At 66.3% G+C, this 21,715-nt stretch carries 23 protein-coding genes and 1 riboswitch; of the genes, 14 read left to right on the top strand and 9 right to left on the bottom strand.

The features are described 5' to 3' along the window. The first annotated feature begins 37 nt into the window (after positions 1–37). From nrdI to J0A90_RS16945, 5 genes are all read left to right on the top strand, one after another. Positions 38–442: a class Ib ribonucleoside-diphosphate reductase assembly flavoprotein NrdI gene (nrdI, locus tag J0A90_RS16925; RefSeq protein WP_035475124.1), complete on the top strand. Its 405-nt coding sequence runs from the start codon at positions 38–40 to the stop codon at positions 440–442. Then, positions 424–2,595 (top strand): class 1b ribonucleoside-diphosphate reductase subunit alpha, encoded by a 2,172-nt coding sequence (gene nrdE, locus J0A90_RS16930; RefSeq protein ID WP_233076887.1) that lies wholly within the window; start codon positions 424–426, stop codon positions 2,593–2,595. The genes nrdI and nrdE overlap by 19 nt, the downstream gene beginning before the upstream one ends. A 74-nt stretch (positions 2,596–2,669) precedes the next feature. Then, a complete protein-coding gene (nrdF, locus tag J0A90_RS16935) occupies positions 2,670–3,650 on the top strand; it encodes a class 1b ribonucleoside-diphosphate reductase subunit beta (RefSeq protein ID WP_035475159.1) in 981 nt (326 codons plus the stop codon). 164 nt (positions 3,651–3,814) lie between these two features. Beyond that, a complete protein-coding gene (locus tag J0A90_RS16940) occupies positions 3,815–4,627 on the top strand; it encodes a hypothetical protein (protein WP_207033851.1) in 813 nt (270 codons plus the stop codon). Between the two features lie 96 nt (positions 4,628–4,723). Continuing rightward, positions 4,724–5,344, top strand: coding sequence for an NUDIX hydrolase (locus J0A90_RS16945; protein ID WP_207033853.1), 621 nt, complete (start codon positions 4,724–4,726; stop codon positions 5,342–5,344). Between the two features lie 70 nt (positions 5,345–5,414). On the opposite strand, the gene J0A90_RS16950 is transcribed toward J0A90_RS16945, so the two are convergent. Continuing rightward, on the bottom strand, positions 5,415–6,650 hold the full coding sequence (locus tag J0A90_RS16950; RefSeq protein WP_207033855.1) for a methyl-accepting chemotaxis protein: 1,236 nt from the start codon (positions 6,648–6,650) through the stop codon (positions 5,415–5,417). Positions 6,651–6,876: 226 nt separating this feature from the next. Here J0A90_RS16950 and J0A90_RS16955 point away from each other — a divergent pair, with 226 nt between their 5' ends. Further along, the gene (locus J0A90_RS16955) at positions 6,877–7,524 is read left to right on the top strand and encodes a tellurite resistance TerB family protein (RefSeq protein ID WP_207033857.1); all 648 of its coding nucleotides are present in this window, start codon (positions 6,877–6,879) and stop codon (positions 7,522–7,524) included. A gap of 21 nt (positions 7,525–7,545) precedes the next feature. Here J0A90_RS16955 and J0A90_RS16960 read toward each other — a convergent pair whose 3' ends face one another. After that, a complete protein-coding gene (locus J0A90_RS16960) occupies positions 7,546–8,766 on the bottom strand; it encodes an MFS transporter (RefSeq protein WP_207033860.1) in 1,221 nt (406 codons plus the stop codon). 158 nt (positions 8,767–8,924) lie between these two features. Between J0A90_RS16960 and J0A90_RS16965 the strand changes: the two genes are divergently transcribed. The 3 genes from J0A90_RS16965 to arfA all read left to right on the top strand — a co-directional run bounded on the left by J0A90_RS16965 (position 8,925) and on the right by arfA (position 10,724). Next, positions 8,925–9,545 (top strand): TetR/AcrR family transcriptional regulator, encoded by a 621-nt coding sequence (locus tag J0A90_RS16965; protein WP_207033862.1) that lies wholly within the window; start codon positions 8,925–8,927, stop codon positions 9,543–9,545. Positions 9,546–9,629: 84 nt separating this feature from the next. After that, a riboswitch (yybP-ykoY riboswitch) is annotated at positions 9,630–9,801 on the top strand. Between the two features lie 11 nt (positions 9,802–9,812). Continuing rightward, positions 9,813–10,391 (top strand): manganese efflux pump MntP, encoded by a 579-nt coding sequence (gene mntP / locus J0A90_RS16970; protein WP_207033864.1) that lies wholly within the window; start codon positions 9,813–9,815, stop codon positions 10,389–10,391. A 180-nt stretch (positions 10,392–10,571) separates the two neighbouring features. After that, the gene (gene arfA / locus J0A90_RS16975; protein WP_207033866.1) at positions 10,572–10,724 is read left to right on the top strand and encodes an alternative ribosome rescue factor ArfA; all 153 of its coding nucleotides are present in this window, start codon (positions 10,572–10,574) and stop codon (positions 10,722–10,724) included. A gap of 80 nt (positions 10,725–10,804) precedes the next feature. On the opposite strand, the gene J0A90_RS16980 is transcribed toward arfA, so the two are convergent. The 3 genes from J0A90_RS16980 to rhtA form a co-directional block, all read right to left on the bottom strand. After that, positions 10,805–11,410 carry a LysE family translocator gene (locus J0A90_RS16980; RefSeq protein ID WP_207033868.1) on the bottom strand — a complete coding sequence of 202 codons (606 nt, stop codon included), beginning with the start codon at positions 11,408–11,410 and terminating at the stop codon, positions 10,805–10,807. A 178-nt stretch (positions 11,411–11,588) separates the two neighbouring features. After that, positions 11,589–12,407 (bottom strand): AraC family transcriptional regulator, encoded by an 819-nt coding sequence (locus J0A90_RS16985; RefSeq protein WP_207033870.1) that lies wholly within the window; start codon positions 12,405–12,407, stop codon positions 11,589–11,591. 105 nt (positions 12,408–12,512) lie between these two features. Continuing rightward, on the bottom strand, positions 12,513–13,406 hold the full coding sequence (rhtA, locus tag J0A90_RS16990) for a threonine/homoserine exporter RhtA (RefSeq protein WP_233076889.1): 894 nt from the start codon (positions 13,404–13,406) through the stop codon (positions 12,513–12,515). Positions 13,407–13,513: 107 nt separating this feature from the next. Here rhtA and J0A90_RS16995 point away from each other — a divergent pair, with 107 nt between their 5' ends. Beyond that, entirely contained in the window at positions 13,514–14,080 is a 567-nt protein-coding gene (locus tag J0A90_RS16995) for a helix-turn-helix domain-containing protein (RefSeq protein ID WP_233076891.1), read from the top strand. Between the two features lie 39 nt (positions 14,081–14,119). Here J0A90_RS16995 and J0A90_RS17000 read toward each other — a convergent pair whose 3' ends face one another. Next, positions 14,120–14,596, bottom strand: a complete 477-nt coding sequence (locus tag J0A90_RS17000; RefSeq protein ID WP_207033876.1) for a carboxymuconolactone decarboxylase family protein — start codon at positions 14,594–14,596, stop codon at positions 14,120–14,122. A 137-nt stretch (positions 14,597–14,733) separates the two neighbouring features. Continuing rightward, positions 14,734–16,140 (bottom strand): PLP-dependent aminotransferase family protein, encoded by a 1,407-nt coding sequence (locus J0A90_RS17005; RefSeq protein WP_233076892.1) that lies wholly within the window; start codon positions 16,138–16,140, stop codon positions 14,734–14,736. Positions 16,141–16,528: 388 nt separating this feature from the next. Between J0A90_RS17005 and ampC the strand changes: the two genes are divergently transcribed. Continuing rightward, positions 16,529–17,707, top strand: coding sequence for a class C beta-lactamase (gene ampC / locus J0A90_RS17010; protein ID WP_207033882.1), 1,179 nt, complete (start codon positions 16,529–16,531; stop codon positions 17,705–17,707). Between the two features lie 109 nt (positions 17,708–17,816). Here the strand turns inward: ampC and mqo are convergent, their stop codons facing one another. Beyond that, entirely contained in the window at positions 17,817–19,415 is a 1,599-nt protein-coding gene (gene mqo / locus J0A90_RS17015; protein ID WP_207033884.1) for a malate dehydrogenase (quinone), read from the bottom strand. Positions 19,416–19,662: 247 nt separating this feature from the next. On the opposite strand from mqo, the gene J0A90_RS17020 reads away from it, so the two are divergent. The 3 genes from J0A90_RS17020 to J0A90_RS17030 all read left to right on the top strand — a co-directional run bounded on the left by J0A90_RS17020 (position 19,663) and on the right by J0A90_RS17030 (position 20,833). After that, the gene (locus tag J0A90_RS17020; protein WP_207033886.1) at positions 19,663–19,833 is read left to right on the top strand and encodes a hypothetical protein; all 171 of its coding nucleotides are present in this window, start codon (positions 19,663–19,665) and stop codon (positions 19,831–19,833) included. A 135-nt stretch (positions 19,834–19,968) separates the two neighbouring features. Continuing rightward, positions 19,969–20,505 carry a gamma carbonic anhydrase family protein gene (locus tag J0A90_RS17025; protein ID WP_207033888.1) on the top strand — a complete coding sequence of 179 codons (537 nt, stop codon included), beginning with the start codon at positions 19,969–19,971 and terminating at the stop codon, positions 20,503–20,505. 4 nt (positions 20,506–20,509) lie between these two features. Then, a complete protein-coding gene (locus J0A90_RS17030) occupies positions 20,510–20,833 on the top strand; it encodes a thioredoxin family protein (protein WP_207033890.1) in 324 nt (107 codons plus the stop codon). 125 nt (positions 20,834–20,958) lie between these two features. Here J0A90_RS17030 and J0A90_RS17035 read toward each other — a convergent pair whose 3' ends face one another. Next, a complete protein-coding gene (locus tag J0A90_RS17035; protein ID WP_207033893.1) occupies positions 20,959–21,549 on the bottom strand; it encodes a gamma-glutamylcyclotransferase in 591 nt (196 codons plus the stop codon). Positions 21,550–21,715 lie beyond the last annotated feature (166 nt).

The following is a 21,715-nucleotide window of genomic DNA, read 5'->3' on the forward strand; positions in this document are numbered from 1 at the left end:
CACGACCTGAATCGCGCAGAGGCGCAAGGAAGTCGTCATGGCTGAGCTGGTCTATTTCTCGACCAAATCAGGCAACACGCGACGCTTCGTGGAAAAGCTCGGCCTGCCGGCCAGCCGGATCCCGCTGAACCGTGACGATCCGCCACTGCGCGTCGCAGCACCTTATATTCTCATCGTACCCACCTACGGCGATGGTGAACCGCGTACGGCGGTGCCACCGCAGGTGATCCGCTTTCTCAACGATGAGCACAACCGGTCGCTGATCCGTGGGGTCATCGCCGGTGGCAACGCCAACTTCGGCGCGGCATTCGGCCAGGCTGGCCGGGTGATCGCACAGAAGTGCCAGGTACCGTATCTCTACCGTTTCGAGCTGATGGGCACCGATGAGGATGTCCGTCGCGTCCTTGCAGGGGTGAATGAATTTTGGAAACGCTCAGCCTAGAAAAAGAGACGGCAGCACGATCGCCCGCCGATCACAATGCCAAGACGCTCGACTACCACGCGCTCAACGCCATGTTGAACCTGTACGATGCCGAAGGGCGTCTGCAGCTCGACAAGGATCGCGAAGCCGCGCGTCAATATTTCCTCCAGCACGTGAACCAGAACACCGTGTTCTTCCACTCGCTGAAGGAGAAGCTCGACTATCTGGTGGAAGAGGGCTACTACGAGCAGGAAGTGCTCGATCAGTACGACTTCGCCTTCGTCACGGCGCTGTTCGATCAGGCCTATGCGGTCAAGTTCCGCTTCCAGAGCTTCCTGGGCGCTTTCAAGTACTACACCAGCTACACGCTCAAGACCTTCGACGGCAAGCGCTACCTCGAGCGCTTCGAGGATCGCGTGTGCATGGTCGCGCTGTCGCTGGCGCGCGGTGACGAGACCCTGGCGCGCCAGCTGGTCGAAGAGATCATCCATGGGCGTTTCCAGCCGGCCACCCCGACCTTCCTCAACTGCGGCAAGCGTCAGCGCGGCGAGCTGGTCTCATGCTTCCTGCTGCGCATCGAGGACAACATGGAGTCCATCGGGCGCTCCATCAACTCGGCACTGCAGCTCTCCAAGCGCGGCGGCGGTGTGGCGTTCTCGCTCTCCAACATCCGCGAGGCGGGAGCGCCGATCAAGCGCATCGAGAACCAGTCCTCCGGCATCATTCCGATCATGAAGATGCTCGAAGACGCCTTCTCCTACGCCAATCAGCTGGGCGCGCGTCAGGGCGCCGGGGCGGTTTATCTCAACGCTCACCACCCGGATATCCTGCGTTTCCTCGATACCAAGCGCGAGAACGCCGACGAGAAGATCCGCATCAAGACGCTCTCGCTGGGCATCGTGATGCCGGACATCACCTTCGAGCTGGCCAAGCGCAACGAGGACATGTACCTGTTCTCGCCCTACGACGTGGAGCGCATCTACGGCGTGCCTTTCGGTGATATCAGCATCACCGAGAAGTACGACGAGATGGTCGACGACGGCCGTATCCACAAGAAGAAGATCAACGCCCGCGAGCTGTTCCAGACCATCGCCGAGCTGCAGTTCGAATCCGGCTACCCGTATCTGATGTTCGAGGACACGGTCAATCGCGCCAATCCGATCCACGGCCGGATCAACATGTCCAACCTGTGCTCGGAGATCCTGCAGGTCAACACGCCGACCGAGTACGACGACGACCTCGGTTATCGTCAGATCGGCGAGGATATCTCCTGCAACCTGGGCTCGCTCAACATCGCCAAGACCATGGATTCGCCAGACTTCGGCGCCACCGTCGAGACCGCGATCCGCGGCCTGACGGCGGTCTCCGAGATGAGCCATATCTCCTCGGTGCCGTCGATCGCCGAAGGCAACGCCAAGTCGCATGCGATCGGCCTGGGGCAGATGAACCTGCACGGCTACCTGGCCCGCGAGCGTATCTTCTACGGTAGCGAAGAGGGGTTGGATTTCACCAACATCTACTTCTACACCGTGGCGTTCCACGCCATCCGTGCCTCCAACCGCATCGCCATCGAGCGTGGCAAGCGCTTTGCCGGTTTCGAGCAGTCGACCTATGCCAGCGGCGAGTATTTCGACAAGTACACCGAGCAGGCGTGGGCGCCCAAGACCGAGAAGGTGCGCGGGCTGTTCGAGAAGAGCGGTATCCACGTCCCGACCCAGGACGACTGGCGCGAGCTGAAGGCGTCGGTGATGGCCCATGGGCTGTTCAACCGCAACCTGCAGGCGATCCCGCCCACCGGCTCGATCTCCTACATCAACAACTCGACGTCGAGCATCCACCCGGTCACGGCCAAGGTCGAGATCCGCAAGGAGGGCAAGCTGGGCCGCGTCTACTACCCGGCGCCCTACCTGACCGACGACAACCAGGCCTACTACCAGGACGCCTACGAGCTCGGCCCGGAGAAGATCATCGACACCTACGCCGAGGCGACCCAGCACGTCGACCAGGGCCTGTCGCTGACGCTCTTCTTCCGCGACACCGCGACCACGCGTGACGTCAACAAGGCGCAGATCTACGCCTGGCGCAAAGGCATCAAGACGATCTACTACATTCGTCTGCGCCAGGCCGCGCTGGAAGGCACGGAAGTCGAAGGTTGCGTCTCCTGCACGCTGTAAGCCCGACTGTCTGAATTGTTGGAACGCGCCGGCGTGAGCGCCGGCGTCAACCGAACGAGAACATGCTCATGGATATGCCCGCGACCTCTGCAGCCCGCCATCTGAGCCGGGTCGATGCGATCAACTGGAACCGCCTCCAGGACGACAAGGACCTGGAGGTCTGGAACCGCCTGACCGGCAACTTCTGGCTGCCGGAGAAGATTCCGCTCTCCAACGACATCCCGTCGTGGAACACCCTGACCGAGCACGAGCAGCAGCTGACCATCCGTGTCTTCACCGGTCTCACCCTGCTCGACACCATCCAGGGCACGGTCGGCGCGCCGACGCTGATCGAGGACGCGGTGACCCCCCACGAAGAGGCGGTGATCACCAATATCAGCTTCATGGAGTCGGTCCACGCGCGCTCCTACAGCTCGATCTTCTCGACGCTGTGCGCCACCCGCGACGTCGACGACGCCTACCGCTGGAGCGAGGAGAACCCCTTCCTGCAGAAGAAGGCGGAGCTGATCCTCGAGCGCTACCGCGCCGAAGACCCGCTGATGCGCAAGGTCGCCAGCACCTTCCTCGAGTCGTTTTTGTTCTACTCCGGCTTCTACCTGCCGATGTACTGGTCCAGCCGCGCCAAGCTGACCAACACCGCCGACCTGATCCGCCTGATCATTCGTGACGAGGCGATCCACGGCTACTACATCGGCTACAAGTTCCAGCGTCAGCTCGCCCAGCTGCCGGCGGAGCGCCAGGAAGAGATCAAGATCTACGCCTATGAGCTGCTCCACGAGCTCTACGACAACGAGGTGAGATACACAGAAGCCCTCTACGACGACGTCGGCCTGACCGAAGACGTCAAGAAGTTCCTCCACTACAACGCCAACAAGGCGTTGATGAACCTGGGCTTCGAGGCTCTGTTCCCGGCCAGCGTCACCGACGTCAGCCCGGCGATCCTCGCCGCGCTCTCGCCCGGCTCCGACGAGAACCACGACTTCTTCTCCGGCTCCGGCTCCTCCTACGTGATCGGCAAGACGGTCAGCACGGAAGACGAGGACTGGGCGTTCTGAGGCTGACTCGGAAGCCTTTCTGATCGATGCCTGTCGAACCGCCCCATGTGGGCGGTTTTGCACGTCTGGGGCCGAGCTTCCATGCTCGCTGCACACTGCGTGCATGAAACGCGGCGATAGTGGGGGTGCACCGCGTCCCGGTGCGCCACAGGAGTCGTGTCATCATGCAAGCAAGGTCCAAGTCACTCTTCGCGCTCGCCGTTACCCTCACCGCACTGTCACCGCTGGCCATGGCGGCGCCGGCCGAGCGTGCGCAGCCACCGGCGCCGCACAGCGCCAAGCACGCCCACGCCGATGCGCTCAAGGACGCCGTGGTCGCCAGCTGGCAGCTCGATCAGCGCCAGCAGGCCGCGCTGGCCCAGGCGGATACCGAATTCCGTGACGGGCTGCGCCAGCTACGCGGCGATGGCCCCAAGGCGGCCCCTGAGGCGCGTCGTGGTGCGCTCGATGCGCTGCTCGAGCGTCAGCGCCAGCAGCTCGCCGATGTGCTGGAGCCGGCCCAGCTGCGCGCTTACCTGATGCTTGAGCGTCAGGCGGCGATGCCGCGCCATCCTGGCCCGCGCCACGAGCACGATCCGGCGGCGCTGGAGGCCGACCTGCAGGCGCGCTTCACGCCGCTGTTCGCGACCTGGCAGCTCGATCAGCAGCAGAGCGCGGAGGTGCTCAACGCCCAGCGCACCTTCTTCGATGGTCTACACCAGCTCAAGCGGCCCGGCGCGGCACCCGACGCCCAGGTCGACGACCCGCGTGGCGAACGCTTCAAACGCCTGATCGAACAGCGCCACAGCGCCTTGGCCCAGGTGCTGAACCCGGAGCAGGTCGCCGCCTTCGAGGCGCTGACCCAGCCGCCGCGCGCCGGTCAGGCTCCGGCGCCCGATGCGCCGCCGGCGCCCGATGCGCCGCCGGCGCCCCCGGCACCCGGCACGCCCCCGGCGCCCGATGCTCCTCCGGCACCGAACGCCCCGCCGGCGCCCTGAGTCGTCCTATCAAGCCCCTCTTCGGAGGGGCTTTTTTGTGCGTGCCACAGGTGCACTTGTTAGTCTGGCGCCTTCACCCGCAGCAGGATGGACCCCATGGAAGATCAATGGCTGAGCTGGGCCAAGCGTATCTCTGCGCTCGCCGATACCGGGCTGCACTACTGCCGCGACACCTTCGACCGCGAACGCTACGAGGAGATATCCGCGCTCTCGCGCGAGATGATGGCGGCGCTGGGCGACGCCACCCCCGAGCGTATCGTCACGGCGCTGGGCCCGCGGGAGGGGCATGTCACGCCCAAGATCGACGTGCGCGCGGCGATCATCGAGCAGGGGCGTATTCTGCTGGTGCAGGAGCGCTCGGATGGCCGCTGGACCCTGCCCGGCGGCTATGCCGAGGTGGGTGTGTCGGCGGCCGACAATACCTGCAAGGAGGTGTGGGAGGAGGCCGGTATCCGGGTGCGCATCGCGCGGCTCTATGCCATCCGCCACAAGGCGCGCCACGCCTATCCGGCGGACGTGCTCGACTTCTACAAGCTGTTCTTCCTCTGCGAGCGGCTCGACGACGCCCCGCTGAACCCCGGCCACGAGGTGCTGGATGCGGCCTACTTCGCGCCCGACGCGCTGCCGCCGCTCTCGACGCCGCGGGCGATTGCCCGCGACATCGAGGATGCCTTCCTGTTTCATGCCCAGCCGCAGCGGCCTGCCCTCATCGACTAGCGAACTCAGCCGACGGCGTGTCTAGGTGCTGTCTGAAAAGTCGACCAGCGCGGTACTTCTCAGAAAGTGGCTAGAACGCTTCCCACTCGGCGGTCTCCGCCTCGCGGCGCGGGGCCGGTTGGGCGTCTGCAAGTTTGGCGCTCGCCGCCGGCAGCGGCGCGGCCTGCGGGCGCCGCGGGCTGGCCGCCGCGCTGGCGTCGAGGCGGAACACCGCGACCACCGACTGCAGCTCGTTGGCTTCCTCTTCCAGCGCCCGCGCGGCGTTGGCGGCCTGCTGCACCAGCGCGGCGTTCTGCTGGGTGACCTGGTCCATCTGAGTCACCGCCTGGTTGACCTGGGTAATGCCGTGGTTCTGCTCCTCCGAGGCCGCGGCGATCTCGTGCATGATCTCGCTGACCCGGGTGATCGAGGTGACGATGTCCTGCATCGTGGTGCCGGCCTTGTCGGCCAGGGCGGCGCCGCTCTCGACCCGCTCGGCGGAGCGCTGGATCAGGTCGCGGATCGCCTTGGCCGCATCGGCCGAGCGCTTGGCCAGCGTCTGCACCTCGTTGGCGACCACGGCGAAGCCGCGGCCCTGTTCGCCGGCGCGGGCCGCTTCCACCGAGGCGTTGAGGGCGAGGATATTGGTCTGGAACGCTACCGAGTCGATGGCATCGAGCAGCGTCACCGCCTGGCGCGAGTTCTCGCTGATCGCGTGCATCGTGCTGACCACGCCGCCGACCACCTCGCCGCCGCGATTGGCCACATCGGTGGCTTCGCTCGCCAGCTGGCTCGCCTGGACCGCGTTGTCGGCGTTCTGGCGCACGGTCGAGGTCAGCTGCTCCATGCTGGCAGCGGTCTCTTCCAGCGAGGCGGCCTGCTGTTCGGTACGCGAGGAGAGATCGGTATTGCCCTGGGCGATGCCGCTGGCGCCGTCGAGCACGTTGCCGCAGGCATCACGTACGTTGCCGACGGTGTGCGAGAGATGGCTCTGGGTCTGCGCCATGGCCGCGAACAACCGGCCGATCTCGTTATTGCCGCGGCGCTCCACCGGCACCGACAGATCGCCGGTAGCGAGCTTCTCGCAGTGTTCCACCAGGCGCTCCAGCGGACGAATCACGTTGACCGTCACCCCCCACAGCACGATCGTCACCAGCACCAGGGTCGCCACCACCGCGACGACAATGCCGGCGTTGATCAGCCCCGGCGAGACGTCGGTGTTGACGGCGTAGGCGGCCAGCCCCGCGACCCCCAGCACCAGGAGTGTGAATGCCACCAGTACCAGCAGCCAGCTGGTCTTCACGGTCATGTCTGCGAGACGTTTCATGCTTGGTTCACCTGCCTTCCCTTAGTATCGAAGAGCCGGGCGTCACCTGCGGGTGGCGGCCGGGACGGCACCGATCCGCGTGGGTGCCGAGTACGCTCTATCGGCCCTCGCGGCAGCGCCTTGAGTGCCCGGTGCTGCGGCAAACTGGCACACCGGGGCGATGCCGTGGCCCGGTGGCCGATGCTGGCGGCGCCACTTCTTTTCGACAGGCAGCGGAGTACAGCAGATGAACGCACAACGGATCCTTTCCCAGCTCATGCAGCAGGCGGGTGGCGGTCAACGCCAGAAGGCCGGCAGCGGCGGCTTCGACGTCAAGTCGCTACTCGGCGGTGGCGCGCTGGGCATGCTGATCGGCAGCAAGCGCGGGCGCAGCCTGGGCGGCAAGGCGATCAAGTACGGCGCGCTGGCGGGGCTCGGGGCGCTGGCGTGGAAGGCGTGGCAGTCGCATCAGGCGCAGCAGTCGGCACCGGCCGAGGCGACGAGCGCAACGGACCAGCCGCTGGAGCAGCTCTCCGGCGAGCGCCAGGAGACGCGCAGCCGCGGCATTCTCAAGGCGATGATCGCGGCGGCGCGCGCCGATGGGCATATCGATGCCGCCGAGCGTGCCGCCCTGGCCGAGCAGATCGACGCCTTGGGCGCGGATGACGAGCTGCACGCCTGGGTCGAGCGCGAGATGTCGGCGCCGCTGGATGCCGAGGCGATCGCGCGCGATGCCGACTCGCCTCAGGCCGCCCGCGAGATCTATCTCGCCAGCGTGGCGATCATCGACGATCAGAACCCGATGGAGAAAGCCTGGCTCGACCAGCTGGCACAGGCGCTGTCACTGGATGGCGAGATGCGCCAGGCGCTCGAGCGCGAGGTGCACGCGGGCTGAAGCACAGCCCGTGTCACCGCGTCAGACGAGGCGTGGGGAGCATCCGGCGTCCCCGCGCGGTGCGGCCAGAGCCGCGATCAGCGCGGTCAGCGAGAGCAGGGCGACCAGCGTGCCGTAGGCGTAGGTCGTCGGCAGCAGGCCGAGATGCTGGGTCGCCACGCCAGCGGCCAGTGACAGCAGGCTGGCCGAGAGATAGCAGATGGTATAGAAGGCTGCCATCAGCGCCGAGCGCTGGGTCGGCGGCGCCAGGGGCATGACCGTGCGCATGGCGCCCATGAAAGCCGCGCCGAATCCGATACCCGCCACGGCCGTTCCCGCCAGCAGCACCGCCACCGAGTCGCTGCTTACCCCCGCCAGTAGACCACCCATGCCCAGCATCAGACAGGCCGTGCCGATCATCACCGCCGAGCGCGGCGGCCTGGCGCGCAGCGTCAGCACGCTGATCCCGCCGATGAACGGCAGCAGAAAGGTGATCAGACAGCCCACCATCGGATTATGGATGCCGCTCACGCGCTCGATCAGGGTCGGGCCGAGGGAGAGGGAAAATCCACCCAGCGCCCAAGACGAGACGACCGCCGGCACCACCCGCAGCAGCGGACCGCGCACGGCCGGTGGAATGCCGATGCGCGGGCGCAGGGCACCCAACGCCCCCGCACGCCGCGCCGCGGTCTCGGGAATGCGCATGAGCCACACCCCCTGTACGCAGAGAATCACCAGCAGCAGCCAATAGATCAGGTGCATCGGCGCGGGGGCGTAGGTCACCAGCGCGCCGGCGATCAGCGCGCCGAAACCCATGCCGTAGAGCGGGGCGATACTCGCGACTACCGGGCCGCGCTGATGGTCGCTGTCGAGCATGGCGGCGGCGAGTGCGCTGGTCACCACACCGGTCGCCACGCCCTGCAGCATGCGCGCCGCCAGCAGCCAGGCGAGATCGTCCGCGGCCAGGAACACCAGCATGGCGGCGATCTCGCCGATGATCGCCAACGCCACGACCGGACGGCGGCCGAGATAGTCCGACAGCGAGCCGGAGACCAGCAGTGTCAGCAGCAGGGCGAACACATAGCTGGCGAAGACCAGCGTCAGCCAAGTGGTCGAGAAGCCCCAGGCGAGCTGATAAGGGCGATAGAGCGGGGTGGGCGCGCTGGAGGCGGCGAGAAAGGTCACCATCAGCAGCGCATAGTAGGTCAACGTGCCGAGCCGCGGCGCCGGATAGGCCGCGGGAGCGACGGATGGCGGTGACATGACGGGCTCCATTAATGCTAAAATTTTGCGTTAACGGAAGTCTGAGCGTGCTCAAAGCAAAAAGCAAATATTTTGCGTTTAGGCCAGTGGGTGAGCCGAATGATGGATCGAGCGGGACGCGAGTAGTAAGCGAGTAGTAAGCGAGTCGGGAGAGAGGCATGGCGAGTACGACGAACAAGGAAGCCGCGCGGCCGGGCGGGCGCAGCGCCCGGGTTCAGCAGGCGGTACATGAAGCGGTCAGAACGCTACAGCAGGAGGGCCGGCGCGATGCGCTGAGCGTGCCGCAGATTGCCGAGCTGGCGGGCGTCACCCCGTCGACGATCTACCGGCGCTGGGGCAACCTCGCCGAGCTGTTGGCCGATGTCTCGCTCGAGCGTCTGCATCTCGATACCGCGCCGGCGGATACCGGCAGCCTGGCCGGCGATCTGCAGGCGTGGTGCGAGCAGTATCTCGAGGAGATGACCTCGGTGCCCGGCCGACGTGGGCTCGACGACATCATGGCCAGCGCCGACGATGAGCGTCGGCAGCGCTGTCGGGAGTGCAGCGAGGCGATCATGCAGACCCTGCGCGAGCGTGCCCTGGCGCGCGGAGAAGTAGCACCTTCGGTCGCGGTGCTGATGGATACGCTCATCGCGCCGCTGACCTACCACCTGCTGTATGCGCGTGGCGAGATTTCTCCGGACCGCCTGCGCGGCTGGATCACCACGGCACTGACGGCTTGCCACGCAGCGCACCCGCCAACCCCGGGATCGAAGTTCAACCCCGGTGAACTTGATTAACGCTGACGACATGAATTAACCGGGGTGTATTTTTTCCTTTGAATTCAATCATTTATTGAAAGTCTGGGGCGCGGCGACTATAGTCTGAATCTCTTTGGGGAGTAGCCGGTCGCTGGTGTGTCTGTTGTCGCCCAGCGGCGTGCGTGTCAACACACTCGGCCCTGGCCGTGGCACGCACACCGATGTCGGTTGGCGAGACCATTGACACCCGCGACGCAGAGTCGGGCCTGGCGGGTGTCGTGGTGCAACCACCGGCTGGACGACGCCATGAATCCCGCATCTCTATTCTTGCTTGCCTTCGCCATGTCGACCGATGCCTTTGCCGCGTCGATCGGCAAGGGCGCCGCCCTCAAGCGCACGCGGTTTCCCGAGGCGCTGCGCATCGGCATGATCTTCGGCACCATCGAGGCGATCACGCCGGTGATCGGCTGGGCCATCGGCCTGGCGGCAACGCATTTCGTGTCCGAGTGGGATCATTGGATCGCCTTCGTACTGCTCGCCGGGCTCGGGTCGCACATGATCTGGGCCGGTCTCAAGCCGGATGGCCCGCGCGATGCGGGCGAGGCACAAGCCCCGGCGCGACGCTCGTTCTGGCTGGTGGCGGCCACCGCTCTGGCGACCAGCATCGATGCCATGGCGGTCGGCGTCACCCTGGCCTTTGCCAACGTCAATATCCTGGTCGCGGCGGCGGCGATCGGCCTGGCCACCACGCTGATGGTCACCATCGGCATCATGCTCGGCCGCGCCATCGGTTCGCTGATCGGCAAGCGCGCCGAGATCGGCGGTGGCCTGGTGCTGATCGTGATCGGCTGCATGGTGCTCTACGAGCACCTCGCCGCTGCCTGAGCGATAGCGGGAACGGCAAGACAGACGCCAACGGCCACCCCCCGGTGGCCGTTTGCAGTTGGCGCCTGCCGCTGGCGCGCTTCCCAGGAGGTCGGGTTCATGCAGGCTTGAAGCGTCACGTTTCATCCTCCATCTTGGCCACTCATCCTGATCCACCATTCTGAACGTCAAGGAGCTTCCATGGCACGTCAGCCGATCCGCGACAACGCGCTCAAGGCCGCGTTGCGCACACCGCAGTTTCGTCAGCAGCAGCAGACGCCCAAGAAGGGCAAGGGCAGCTATTCACGCAAGGGCCGTGGTGCCCATGGGGGGCGCCATCGCCAAGCGGCCTGAAGCCGGCCGTTTCGCCATGGCGCTTTCCTGTCATCCCTCACGCTGCTCGTCCTCTCCTTATTTTCCCGCCAGCTACTCTCTCAGCCTGGCATCAGCACGCTCCACCACGCCACCAGCAGCAGCACCAGCGCCAGCGCGCGGTTGAATAGCCGCCACTGCGCTGGAGAGCGCAGCAGGCGCGCGGCGCCGTCTCCCATCGCCCCCCAGGCGGCCAGGCAGGGCATCGCCAGGGTGGCGAAGATCGCCGCCAGCCCGCCGATCGCGACCGGGGTGGCGTGCTGCGGGGCGAACACGCCCACCACCGCCAGGGCCATCAGCCAGGTCTTGGGATTGATCAGTTGCAGGATTGCTGCCTGCCGCGCACCGAAGTTCGGCGCTAGCGTGCCCTCGGTGCGCTCAGTGGATGGCGCCGGTGCGTGATAGAGCCGCCACGCCAGCCAGCTCAGCCAGACCACACCCAGCCAGCTCAGCGCCAGACTCGCGTAGGGCCGGCTGGTCAGCAGCTGGCCCAGGCCCAGCCCCACCAGCAGCACGAGCGCGGCAGCGGCCAGGCTGGCACCGATCACCGCCGGCAGGGTACGCCGGAAGCCGTGATGTAGCCCCTGATGCAGAATCAGCAGATTGGTCGGCCCCGGCGTGATCGAGGCGACGATGGCGAACAGCGCGAAAGGTATCCAGCTCGGCATGGGGTGGCTCCATCGGACAACATGAGCCCCGACTATCGCCTGGCGCGGCTGACGCGTCTGGAAGATCTGAGCAGGAGGGATAGGCCACCGAGAGCTGACCGATGGCCTCGGCGCGAAAGGGGAAGGCGAAGGGATCAGGTCGGCAAGGGGCTACAGAGATGGATCGAGGCAAGGTAGCTCAGCCGCGGCGGCGGTAGTCCGCGGGCGTGAGGCCATAGGCGCGTCGGAACCAGCGCCCCAGATGGCTCTGGTCGGCGAAGCCGAAACGCGCCGCGACCTCGGCCGGGGCATCGCCCACGGCCAGACAGCGGCGTGCACGGGCGAGCCGCAGCTGGACCAGATAGGCGTGCGGCGCCAGGCCGAAGGCGGCCTTGAAGGCGCGGCTGAGACGGAAGCGGTCGACGCCGCAGTGGGCGGCGAGGGTCTCCAGGCCGATATCCTGCTCGCAGTGGGCGTGCAGATAGTCGCGGGCCAGACGCGCGGTGCGCGGCAGCCGCGGGTCGCCCAGAGCGCGCTCCTGCCAGCCCAGGTGGGGCAGCATGCCGCGCAGCACGGCGTCGAGATGTGTCTCCCGGGCCAGCCGCCACCCGGGCGTGCGCAGTGCAGTGAAGGCCGCGGCCACCTGGCGCGCCAGCTCGGGGTCGTCGGCCAGCGTGCGCCGGAAGCCGGGTTCGCCGCTGGTGACCGGCGCTGCGCCGAACTGGCGCAGTTCACGCTGCAGCCAGGCCGGATCGAGGTAGAGCATGGCATAGGTGAACCCGCCCGCGGTGGGCGCGCGGCCATCATGGAGCTCCCCGGGCTCGACGAAGAACAGCCGGCCCGGGGTGCTGTCGTGACGCTGACGCCGGCAGTGGAACTGCTGCACACCCTGCTCGGTGAAGCCGACCAGATAGCTGTCGTGCCAGTGCGGGTCGTAGGCGTGGCCCTCGAAGTGGGCGCGCAGGGTCTCGATACCGCTGCCGTGGCGCTGCAGATCGATCCACCCGGTCGACGACATGCTCTCCTCCTGGGCTGCGTGGAAGCCGCTTCAGTCTGCCATGCCCAGCGTGGCGCGTCTGGAAGATTCGTGCACGCCGGCAGCGCGCCCCGGGCGGTACCGCGCTCAGTCGGGTAGCGGCGCCTCGAACGGCTCCTGGGCGCGGGCGGTGAGCGTGGTGCCGATCGAGGCGACGATCACCAGCGCGATCGCCAGCCACTGCAGCACGCTCAACTGCTGGCTCAGGAACAGCAGGCCGGAGAGCGCGCCCACCGCCGGCTCCAGGCTCATCAGGGTACCGAAGGTCTGGGTCGGCAGGCGCGGCAGCGCGATCATCTCCAGGGTGTAGGGGAGCGCGGTGGAGAGCACCGCCACCGCCAGCGCGAACGGCAGGATCTCGGGGGCGAAGATCGCCGGGCCGACCTCGATCAGCCCGATCGGGGCGATCACCACCGCGGCGATGGTGATGCCAAGGGTGGCACTCTGGGCGCCGTTGATCGCCCCGGCCTTCTGCCCGAACAGGATATACAGCGCCCAGCACACCCCGGCACCCAGGGCGAAGGCCGCGCCGACCGGATCGACCGGGCCGCTGTGGTCGTCACCCAGCAGCAGCAGCAGGATCAGGCCGCTGACCGCGAACGCCACCCACACCAGGTCCAGCCAGCGGCGCGAGGAGAGCATCGCCACCGCCAGCGGGCCGGTGAACTCCAGCGCCACCGCGATCCCCAGCGGAATGCGCGCCAGCGCCTGATAGAACATCAGGTTCATGATGCCCAGCGAAACGCCGTAGATCAGCGTCGACTTCCACGCCCGGCGGCTGATGCGTCGCCGCCAGGGGCGCATCACCAGCAGTAGCAGGCCGGCGGCCAGGATCAGGCGAATCGAGGTGGTGCCGGTGGCGCCGATCTGGGGAAACAGCGTCTTGGCCACCGCTGCACCGCTCTGGATCGAACACATCGCCACCACCAGCATGGCGACCGGCCAGGTGCGCTGGACGAGGGGATGGTTGGCGACGGACATGACACCTCCAGAGGGCTCGGGCATGATGGCTCGCCAAACCTGACCGCGCAGCGCCTCGGCGGTGGGCGGCGGGGACGAGAGTCGCGATTGTACGGATGGGCAATATATTGCACAACACTAACGAGCGCCCCGACGTCCTGGTGCACGTGGCCGCCAATGTCCGGCGCCTGCGCCAGGCGGCCTCTCTGAGCCAGCAGGCGCTGGCCGAACGCGCCGGGCTCAGCCGGCGCATGCTGGTCAATATCGAGAAGGGCGATGTCAACGTCAGCCTGAACACGCTGGACCGCCTGGCCGAAGCGCTGGGAGTGCTGTTCTACGCGCTGGTTCAGCCACCGGACAGTGAAGACTCCGCGCGCATCGACGAGGTCGCCTGGGTCGGCCGCTCGCCGCAGAGCCGGGCACGGCTGCTGGCGAGCAAGCCGGCCCGCCAGGAGGTCGAGCTGTGGTCCTGGTCGCTCGCCCCGGGTGAGGTCTACGAATCGGCGGCCGACGACAACGGCTGGCACGAGATGCTGGTGGTGATCGAAGGCACGCTGACGCTGACGCTGGCGCTTGCCACGGGTGACATCGTCATCGCCGCTGGCGACTTCCATGTCTATCCGAGTGACCAGCCCTATCGCTATCGCAACGATGGAGCTGGCACGCTGCGCTTCATTCGCAACGTGGTGCATTGACCCCGCTGTGCACTCGGTGCCACACGCTCTAACGCGTGATCACAGTCCCGCCTTGTCCAGTCCGAAGGCCTTGTCGGCGGAACCAGGAACGACCTGGAAGGCAATGCTGAGACGATTCCAGCCGTTGATGGCCACGATCAGGAAGGTCAGGTCCGAGAGCTCCGCTTCGGAAAAGTGGCTGCGCACGTCATCATAGGTATTGTCATCGACCCCATGCTCGGGCAGCCGGGTCAAGGTTTCCGTCCAGGCCAGGGCAGCCCGTTCGCGGGGGGTGAACAGCGTCGATTCCCGCCACAGCGCAACGTGGTGCAGGCGCAATTCGCGCTCGCCGTCGATCTTCGCCTCCTTGACGTGCATGTCGACGCAGAAGGCGCAGCCGTTGAGCTGGGAAGCGCGCAGTGTCACCAGATGCTTGATCTCCTTGATCACGTCGTTTTGCGACAGCGCCATGCTGAAATCGAGGTACTGCTGCGCGGCCTGGGGAGAGGTCTGGTAGTAATTCACGCGGGCTTTCATGTCGTTCACCTGTCTGGGGAGTGGATTGTGGGAAGGAGTGAATCGGATACCGGGACAGGATGAGAGGCAGGCGTGAGGTCGCACAGAGCCAAGATCTGCGACGATTTCTAGGCCATGGCAAAAAGCGCCGGGCCGCGTCATGTCATGAGCGCGGCCAGCCGGGCGGCCAGTTCGTCGGCGTGGGCGGCATCGGTGACGTTGGTGAAGCTCAGCAACAGGCCGGACTCTTTTGCCGAACTCAGGTACCAAGAGGACAGTGCATGTCCACCCAGCCCGGCGCTGACAGCCCGGTTCGCGAGGGCCACATCGTCGGCGTCGTCGGGAAGACGGGCCAGCAGGTGCATCCCGCCGGCCTGTAGATCGAGCTGAACCCGGTCGCCCAGATGATGCTCGAGCGCCTGACTAAGATGTTCACGGCGCACCTGATAGAGCGCCCGCATACGCTTGAGATGGCGGGCGAAATGGCCTTCTTCGATGAAATCCGTTGCCACCGCCTGACTCAACGTCGGGGCGCCATGCCCTAGCCCCTGCATCGTGCGCTGGAAGGTCGCGACCTGAGCATGGGGAACCACCAGGTAGGCCAGCTTGATGGCGGGAAACAGGACCTTGCTGAAGGTGCCGGTGTAGAGCACGCGCTCGTCACCATCGAGACTCTTCAGTGCCGGTTCGGGCTGGCCGCGATAGCGGTACTCACTATCGTAGTCATCCTCGATGATCCAGGCCTCCTCCCGCTTCGCCCATGCCAGCAATGCCCGCCGGCGGGCGAGCGGCATCGTCACCCCGGTGGGGCTCTGATGCGTGGGCGTGACGACGGCGAAGCGGGCCTGGGTGGTGCGTGAACATCCCTCTTCGACATTCAACCCATCGGCGTCGACGCTCACCGGGTTCAAGAGCATCCCCGCGCCCAGCAGTCGTTCCCGCGCCATCACATAGCCCGGCTCTTCGAACCAGCCACTGTCGCCGGGTGCCAGCAGGGCCCGGCAGATCAGCCCAAGCGTGTCCCGGTAGCTGTCGGTGATGAAGATCTGTTCGGGCTGGCAGGCGATACCGCGCGACACCCCGAGGTAGCTCACCAGGGCGCGCTTCAGCGCCGGGTGGCCCGTCGGCGGCGGATAGTTGAGTTCGGCGCTGGACTGGGCCCTGAGTCGGCGCTGGGTCAGACGCGCCCACAGCTTGTGGGGGAAGGCGTCCAGCGCCGGCAGCCCCAATTGGAAGGGTAGCGGCGGTTCTAGATCAGGCTCCGGCGCTTGATCGGCCATCGTATCCGGTGCCGGGGTCGGCCCCATGGAGTCGGGCAGGTGGGGTGACACGATCGTGCCCGCCGGGCCTCGCGGCAACAGATACCCTTCGCTGACGAGCAGCTGATAGGCCAGCTCTACCGTACCGCGCGACAGGTTCAGCTCGCTGGCGAGGCTGCGTACCGAGGGCACCCGTTTGCCGGGGGGCAGGCGCCCGTCTGTCATCGCCTCGCGCAGGCGCTGATAGAGCTGCCGATAGATCGGCACGCTCTGCGTACGGTCGAGCCGAAGTTGGGTATTGGACATGGCGATGTCCCAGAAGATCGAAGACGTCTTGGCGCTGCCAAGCGGATCTGCCCGATTCTAACCTGACGCCTCTTCACAAGGAGGATGTCCGATGACCACCGTCCGACTATTACCGGTGACCACGGAGCAGGCGTGTCTGCGCTGCTTCGATGTCATGCGCGAGCTTCGCCCGCATCTCGCGGGATCGCGGAACTCCGTCAGTCGGATCATGTGGCAGAGGGCGCCGACCGCGGCCCGGCTCTGCGGCAAACATAGGTCGGCCAGGCGCTTGACGAACGGTTACGCGGTGCCTGTGTTGCTCGTCATGCCTTTGCGCGCATGATAGCGGCAGCTGGCGCCAGGGCGGTTGCCCGTCGCCGGTGCGGGACTACGAGCCAAGGAGAGCAGGATGAAAGCATGGTGGTTGGGGGTGGCGCTGGTGCTGGGTACGCAGGCGGCCGTGGCCCAGGAGACGGGCGAGGCCGAGACCCGCCGGGTAGTCGACCCGCTGATCGAGACGCTGATGCAGCAGGAGCGGATCGCCGGCATGGCGGTCGCTATCGTGCGCCGCGACGGGGTCCAGGTGCTCGACTACGGCGTCGCCGACCGGGAAAAACGCCAGCCGGTGGATGCCGATACCCTGTTCGAGATCGGCTCGCTGAGCAAGCCCTTCACCGCCACGCTGGCTACTCTCGCTGCGGTGCGCGGCAAGCTCGATCTGGATGCGCCGGTGAGCCAGTACCTGCCGGTGCTCGAGGGCAGCGTCTTCGACGACGTCGATGCGATCAATCTGGGTACCCACACCGCCGGCGGCTTGCCGCTGTTCGTGCCCGAGACGGTCAACGATCAGGATGCGCTGATGGCCTGGTATCGCCAGTTTCAGCCGAGCGCGCCGGTGGGTGAGAGCCGACTCTACTCCAACCTGAGCATCGGCCTGCTGGGGCTGGAAGCTGCCGCCAGCCTCGGCAGCGACTTCGTGCCGGCGATGCGCGAGCAACTGCTCGAACCGCTGGGGCTAAACCACACCTGGTACGACGTGCCCACCACCGAGCAGGGGCACTATGCCATGGGCGAGAACAAGTCGGGCGAACCCACGCGGGTCTCGCCCGGGGTGCTCGAGGACGAAGCCTACGGTATCAAGACCACCGCCACCGACCTGGCGCGGCTGGTCCAGGCCAATCTGGGGCTACTCACGCTCGACGATGAGTTGCAGCAGGCGATCGATGCCACCCAGCGGCCCTACTACCAGGTCGGCGACATGACCCAGGATCTGATCTGGGAGCAGTATCCCCGCCCGGTCAGCCTCGACACCCTGGTGGCGGGTAATGGCTATGGCATGATTCTCGAGCCGCAGACGGCCAAGCCGATCGCCCCGCCGGGTGATGACGTCGCACGGCCGGCCAAGGTGTGGATCAACAAGACCGGCTCGACCAACGGCTTCGGCGGTTACGTGGTAATGTTGCCCGACCGCCAGGTGGGGCTGGTGATGCTGGCCAATCGCAACTACCCCAATGCGGCGCGGGTGGAGACGGCCTACCGCATTCTTTCGGGGCTGGGGGCGATCGAGCCGGACGCCGCGACCCCCTGAGGGGAATGACAGGCGTCGTGGGCGGCCAGAAACGCCAAGCGCCCGCCGGATTCCGGCGGGCGCTTGGCAATGGCGACGAGAAGTGTGTCCTGGTGCTGAGTGCTGACGTCTAGTGCTGACGCGGCGAGGGGGCGTCGATGGCCGCCTGCCCCAGATCGGGCTCGTCGAGTTCGAGCAGCTCCCGCGACATCGCACGGACCTCGCTCAGCAGCGTCGGATTGGACGCCAGCACCTGTCCGTAGGAGGGCACCAGCTCGCGCAGCCTGGCCTGCCACGCCTCGCTCTTGACCTGCTCGGGGAACACCTCCTCGATCAGGCGCAGCATGATCGACGGCGCCGTCGACGCCCCCGGGGAGGCGCCCAGCAGGGCGGCGATGGTGCCGTCGGCGCCGCTCACCAGCTCGGTACCGAACTGCAGCGTGCCGCCCTTGCCCTCGACGTCCTTGATCGTCTGCACCCGTTGACCGGCGGTCCACAGCTTCCAGTCCGCGCGCTTGGCCTCGGGGTAGTAGCCTTTGAGTTCTTCGAACTGGTCCTCTTCGGACATGCGCAGCTGGCTGATCAGGTAACGCACCAGATCCAGGTTATCCAGCCCGACCTTGGTCATCGGCCACAGGTTGCTCGGGGTGATCGAGCGCATCAGGTCGGTCCACGAGCCGTTCTTGAGGAACTTGCTCGAGAAGGTGGCGAAGGGGCCGAACATGATCGCCGGGGTGCCATCGAGAATACGCTTGTCGATGTGCGGCACCGACATCGGCGGCGAGCCGGCCGGCGCCAGGCCGTAGACCTTGGCGTCGTGCTTGGCGACCACTTCCTGGTTGGTGGTGTAGAGGAACTGCCCGCCCACCGGGAAGCCGCCGTACTGCTTGGCCTCGGGGATACCCGATTTCTGCAGCAGCGGCAGCGCCGCGCCGCCGGCGCCGATGAACACGAAGCGCGCGTTGACGCTGCGCTCGTTGCCGCCGTCGCTGGTATTGGCGACCGTCACCTTCCAACTGCCGTCGGCGTTGCGCTTGAGATCGCGCACCTGGGTGTTGAGCGACAGCTCGAAATTGTCGCGCTTGGCCAGCGAGTCCATCATCTGGCGGGTGAGCTCGCCATAGTTGACCTCGGTGCCGATCGGCATGCGCGTGGCCGCCACCGGGTCATCGCCTTCGCGCCCGCTCATCACCAGCGGGATCCACTCGGCGATCTTGGCCGGGTCCTCGGCGTACTCCATGCCGGCGTAGAGCGGGTTGCGGTGCATCGCCTCGAAGCGCGCATTCAGGAAGGAGACGCGATCCTGGCCCCACACGAAGCTCAGGTGCGGCACGGTATTGATGAACGAGCGCGGCTCGGAGAGCACGCCGTCGCGCACCTGGCTGGCCCAGTACTGACGCGAGACCTCGAACTGCTCGGTGATGCCGATGGCGCGCTGAATGTCGACACTGCCGTCGGGCTGGGGCGAGGTGTAGTTCATCTCGGCGAAGGCCGAGTGACCGGTACCGGCGTTGTTCCAGACGTTGGAACTCTCTTCGGCGGCGCGATCCAGCCGCTCGAACAGCTGGATCGACCAGTCGGGTTGCAGCGACTGCAGCAAGGTTCCCAGGGTAGCACTCATGGTGCCGCCCCCGATGAGAACCACGTCGACGTTGGGGGTATCGCCGGATGCCGCTCCTGCCTGGGTGGTCGGCAGGGAACAGAGCGTGATGCCGTGACGCAATTTCATGAAGGTTCTCTGTCTGATGGATACGGACAGGCGCGAACGCGAATGCGTCACTAGTTTAATGAGCTAGCCCCCTCAGTGCCATGATAGATGTCGACAAAGGCGAGAAATCATCGCCATCCGCGGCATTAGCCGGTGGGGCCGGCCGCAATGGACTTGACGGCTGACGCATTGTTTAGCATGCTAACTAGAGGCTGCGGCGAAACGCCGCAGCCGTCTTACCGCCAGTGACAAGCGTCAAGGAGTGGTCATGAACGTATTCAATCGTCTCTTTTCGATGCTGGCCGCCGTCATCGTCTCGGCGCTGCTGCCGTTCTCGATGAGTGCCGAGAGCGAGACCAGCCCGCAGCACAATCTTTATGGCGCCAGTAACGTGAGCGCCTCGGTGAGCGATGACCGGGGGCAGGACGACCTCGCCTGAGCTCGCGCGGCGCGCCCGCCCCGGCGCTGGAATGAGCGACCTGGGCGGCTAGTGACCTAGGCGGCTAAAGTCGCCTGGCGCAGGCAGTAGTGACGAGAGACCATCAGCGTTTTCGCGTCGTCTCTGGAGTCCGCCATGCCGCTATACGCCTATTGCGAACACCGCCCCCAGCTCCCCGCCAGCGGGCGCTACTGGATCGCTCCCGGGGCGCATGTGATCGGACGCGTCGAGCTGGGTGACGATGTGGGCATCTGGTTCAACGCGGTGCTCCGCGGTGACAACGAGCGCATCGTCGTCGGGGCCGGCAGCAATATCCAGGAGGGCTGCATGCTGCACACCGATCCGGGGTTCGTGCTGCGCGTCGGCGCCGGCTGCACGGTGGGTCACCACGCCATCCTCCACGGCTGCGAGCTGGGCGACCATACCCTGATCGGCATGGGCGCCACGGTGCTCAACGGCGCCAGGATCGGCAAGCACTGCCTGGTCGGTGCGGGGGCCCTGGTCACCGAGGGCAAGGAGTTCCCCGATGGCTCGCTGATCGTCGGCTCGCCGGCCAAGGCCATACGTACCCTGGACGCCGAGGCCCGCGCTGCGCTGGAAGCGTCCGCCGAGCACTACGTCAAGCGCTGGCAGGCGTTCGCCGACGACCTCCAGCTTCTCGACGAGGAGTGAGGCCATGCTGCCCATCGATTACGCGCCCCAGGCCCCCGAACTCGACGCGCTGCGCGAGATGCGCGGCCCGGCGGTGATCGAGTTCGGCGTCTCCTGGTGCCCTTGGTGCCAGGCGGCGCAGCCACTGATCGCCGAAGCCTTCGCCGGCTTCGAGGCGCCCTATTTCAAGCTCGAGGATGGCAAGGGCCGCCCGCTGGGGCGCGCCTTCAGGGTCAAGCTGTGGCCCACCCTGATCTTTCTTTACGACGGTAAAGAGATCGCGCGGCGGGTGCGGCCGGCCTCTGCCGAGAGGCTGCAGGAAGCGTTGGCGCAGCTCGCGGATATCTGACTACCCCGGCGGACCGTCACCGTGCTTGCCCCGTTGTCGCCCCTGGGGTGCGGCGTAGGTGCTGTCTGCTGTTTTGGCTTGCAGCAGATAAGATGCTCATCCATCTTTCGTCCCGTCCCGCGCGCTCAGTCGCTTGCGTGAGCCATTTCCAAGGCATTCAGCTCGCGCTCCAGGGCAAACACGTGGGCGTCGTCCCAGCCCAGCTCGCGCAGGGCCTGGGCGAGATTGAGCAGATAGTCGCGGTTGGGCCCGCTGGGGCCGTGTGAGGCAGCGATCTGACGCGCGATCTCGGCCTCCGAGGCCGGGCCCAGATAGGCGGCATTGTCGGCCCCGGCGAGATAGACCACCCCCTCCGCCGTGGCCGGCGTGGCGCTGTCCATGAAGTCCATGCGCGTGACCACGCGCAGATAGCCGTTCTTCTCGCGGATATCCAGCGGCTCGAAGACCCGCGGGGCGATGCGGTAGGCCATGCCGTGGCAGACCGCGTCCGGCTGCTCGGTCAGGGTCAATACGCGCCCGGGGGCCTCGGGTGTCCCGCGGTGGTCGTGGGAACCCTGCCAGAAGCGCCGGGTCCAGCCGCGGATCGCGGCCGGGCGGCGTTCCAGATAGTCGAAGTCTGCCTTCCAGATCAGCGAGCCATAGCCAAACAGCCAAACCGAGTCGTGGCCGTCGAAGTGGGTCATCTGGCGGTTGTGCGCGGTAGTATCGAAGGACATGGCGCCGTCTCGTTGGGTGAATGGGAAGTGGTCTCGCCGTCATAGCCAGGGGCATCGCCGTCATAGCGGCAGCCTCGATATACATATCGAAAATCGAGATTGTCGCGCTGCACGAGACCTCCGTTATATTGATCGCGTTTCTTATACCATTTCAAGTATAAGCGTG

This window comes from Salinicola sp. DM10 (assembly GCF_017306975.2).
GTDB lineage: Bacteria > Pseudomonadota > Gammaproteobacteria > Pseudomonadales > Halomonadaceae > Salinicola.

Coding starts and splice junctions, on each gene's coding strand:
- J0A90_RS16950 (WP_207033855.1), bottom strand. CDS start 6,650: ATGAAACGTCTCGCAGACATGACCGTGAAGACCAGCTGGCTGCTGGTA.
- arfA (WP_207033866.1), top strand. CDS start 10,572: ATGGCACGTCAGCCGATCCGCGACAACGCGCTCAAGGCCGCGTTGCGC.
- J0A90_RS17020 (WP_207033886.1), top strand. CDS start 19,663: ATGAACGTATTCAATCGTCTCTTTTCGATGCTGGCCGCCGTCATCGTC.
- J0A90_RS16965 (WP_207033862.1), top strand. CDS start 8,925: ATGGCGAGTACGACGAACAAGGAAGCCGCGCGGCCGGGCGGGCGCAGC.
- ampC (WP_207033882.1), top strand. CDS start 16,529: ATGAAAGCATGGTGGTTGGGGGTGGCGCTGGTGCTGGGTACGCAGGCG.
- nrdF (WP_035475159.1), top strand. CDS start 2,670: ATGCCCGCGACCTCTGCAGCCCGCCATCTGAGCCGGGTCGATGCGATC.
- J0A90_RS17035 (WP_207033893.1), bottom strand. CDS start 21,549: ATGTCCTTCGATACTACCGCGCACAACCGCCAGATGACCCACTTCGAC.
- J0A90_RS16945 (WP_207033853.1), top strand. CDS start 4,724: ATGGAAGATCAATGGCTGAGCTGGGCCAAGCGTATCTCTGCGCTCGCC.
- J0A90_RS17030 (WP_207033890.1), top strand. CDS start 20,510: ATGCTGCCCATCGATTACGCGCCCCAGGCCCCCGAACTCGACGCGCTG.
- J0A90_RS17000 (WP_207033876.1), bottom strand. CDS start 14,596: ATGAAAGCCCGCGTGAATTACTACCAGACCTCTCCCCAGGCCGCGCAG.
- mntP (WP_207033864.1), top strand. CDS start 9,813: ATGAATCCCGCATCTCTATTCTTGCTTGCCTTCGCCATGTCGACCGAT.
- J0A90_RS17025 (WP_207033888.1), top strand. CDS start 19,969: ATGCCGCTATACGCCTATTGCGAACACCGCCCCCAGCTCCCCGCCAGC.
- J0A90_RS16940 (WP_207033851.1), top strand. CDS start 3,815: ATGCAAGCAAGGTCCAAGTCACTCTTCGCGCTCGCCGTTACCCTCACC.
- nrdI (WP_035475124.1), top strand. CDS start 38: ATGGCTGAGCTGGTCTATTTCTCGACCAAATCAGGCAACACGCGACGC.
- rhtA (WP_233076889.1), bottom strand. CDS start 13,406: ATGTCCGTCGCCAACCATCCCCTCGTCCAGCGCACCTGGCCGGTCGCC.
- J0A90_RS17005 (WP_233076892.1), bottom strand. CDS start 16,140: ATGTCCAATACCCAACTTCGGCTCGACCGTACGCAGAGCGTGCCGATC.
- J0A90_RS16955 (WP_207033857.1), top strand. CDS start 6,877: ATGAACGCACAACGGATCCTTTCCCAGCTCATGCAGCAGGCGGGTGGC.
- J0A90_RS16960 (WP_207033860.1), bottom strand. CDS start 8,766: ATGTCACCGCCATCCGTCGCTCCCGCGGCCTATCCGGCGCCGCGGCTC.
- mqo (WP_207033884.1), bottom strand. CDS start 19,415: ATGAAATTGCGTCACGGCATCACGCTCTGTTCCCTGCCGACCACCCAG.
- J0A90_RS16985 (WP_207033870.1), bottom strand. CDS start 12,407: ATGTCGTCGACCGGGTGGATCGATCTGCAGCGCCACGGCAGCGGTATC.
- J0A90_RS16980 (WP_207033868.1), bottom strand. CDS start 11,410: ATGCCGAGCTGGATACCTTTCGCGCTGTTCGCCATCGTCGCCTCGATC.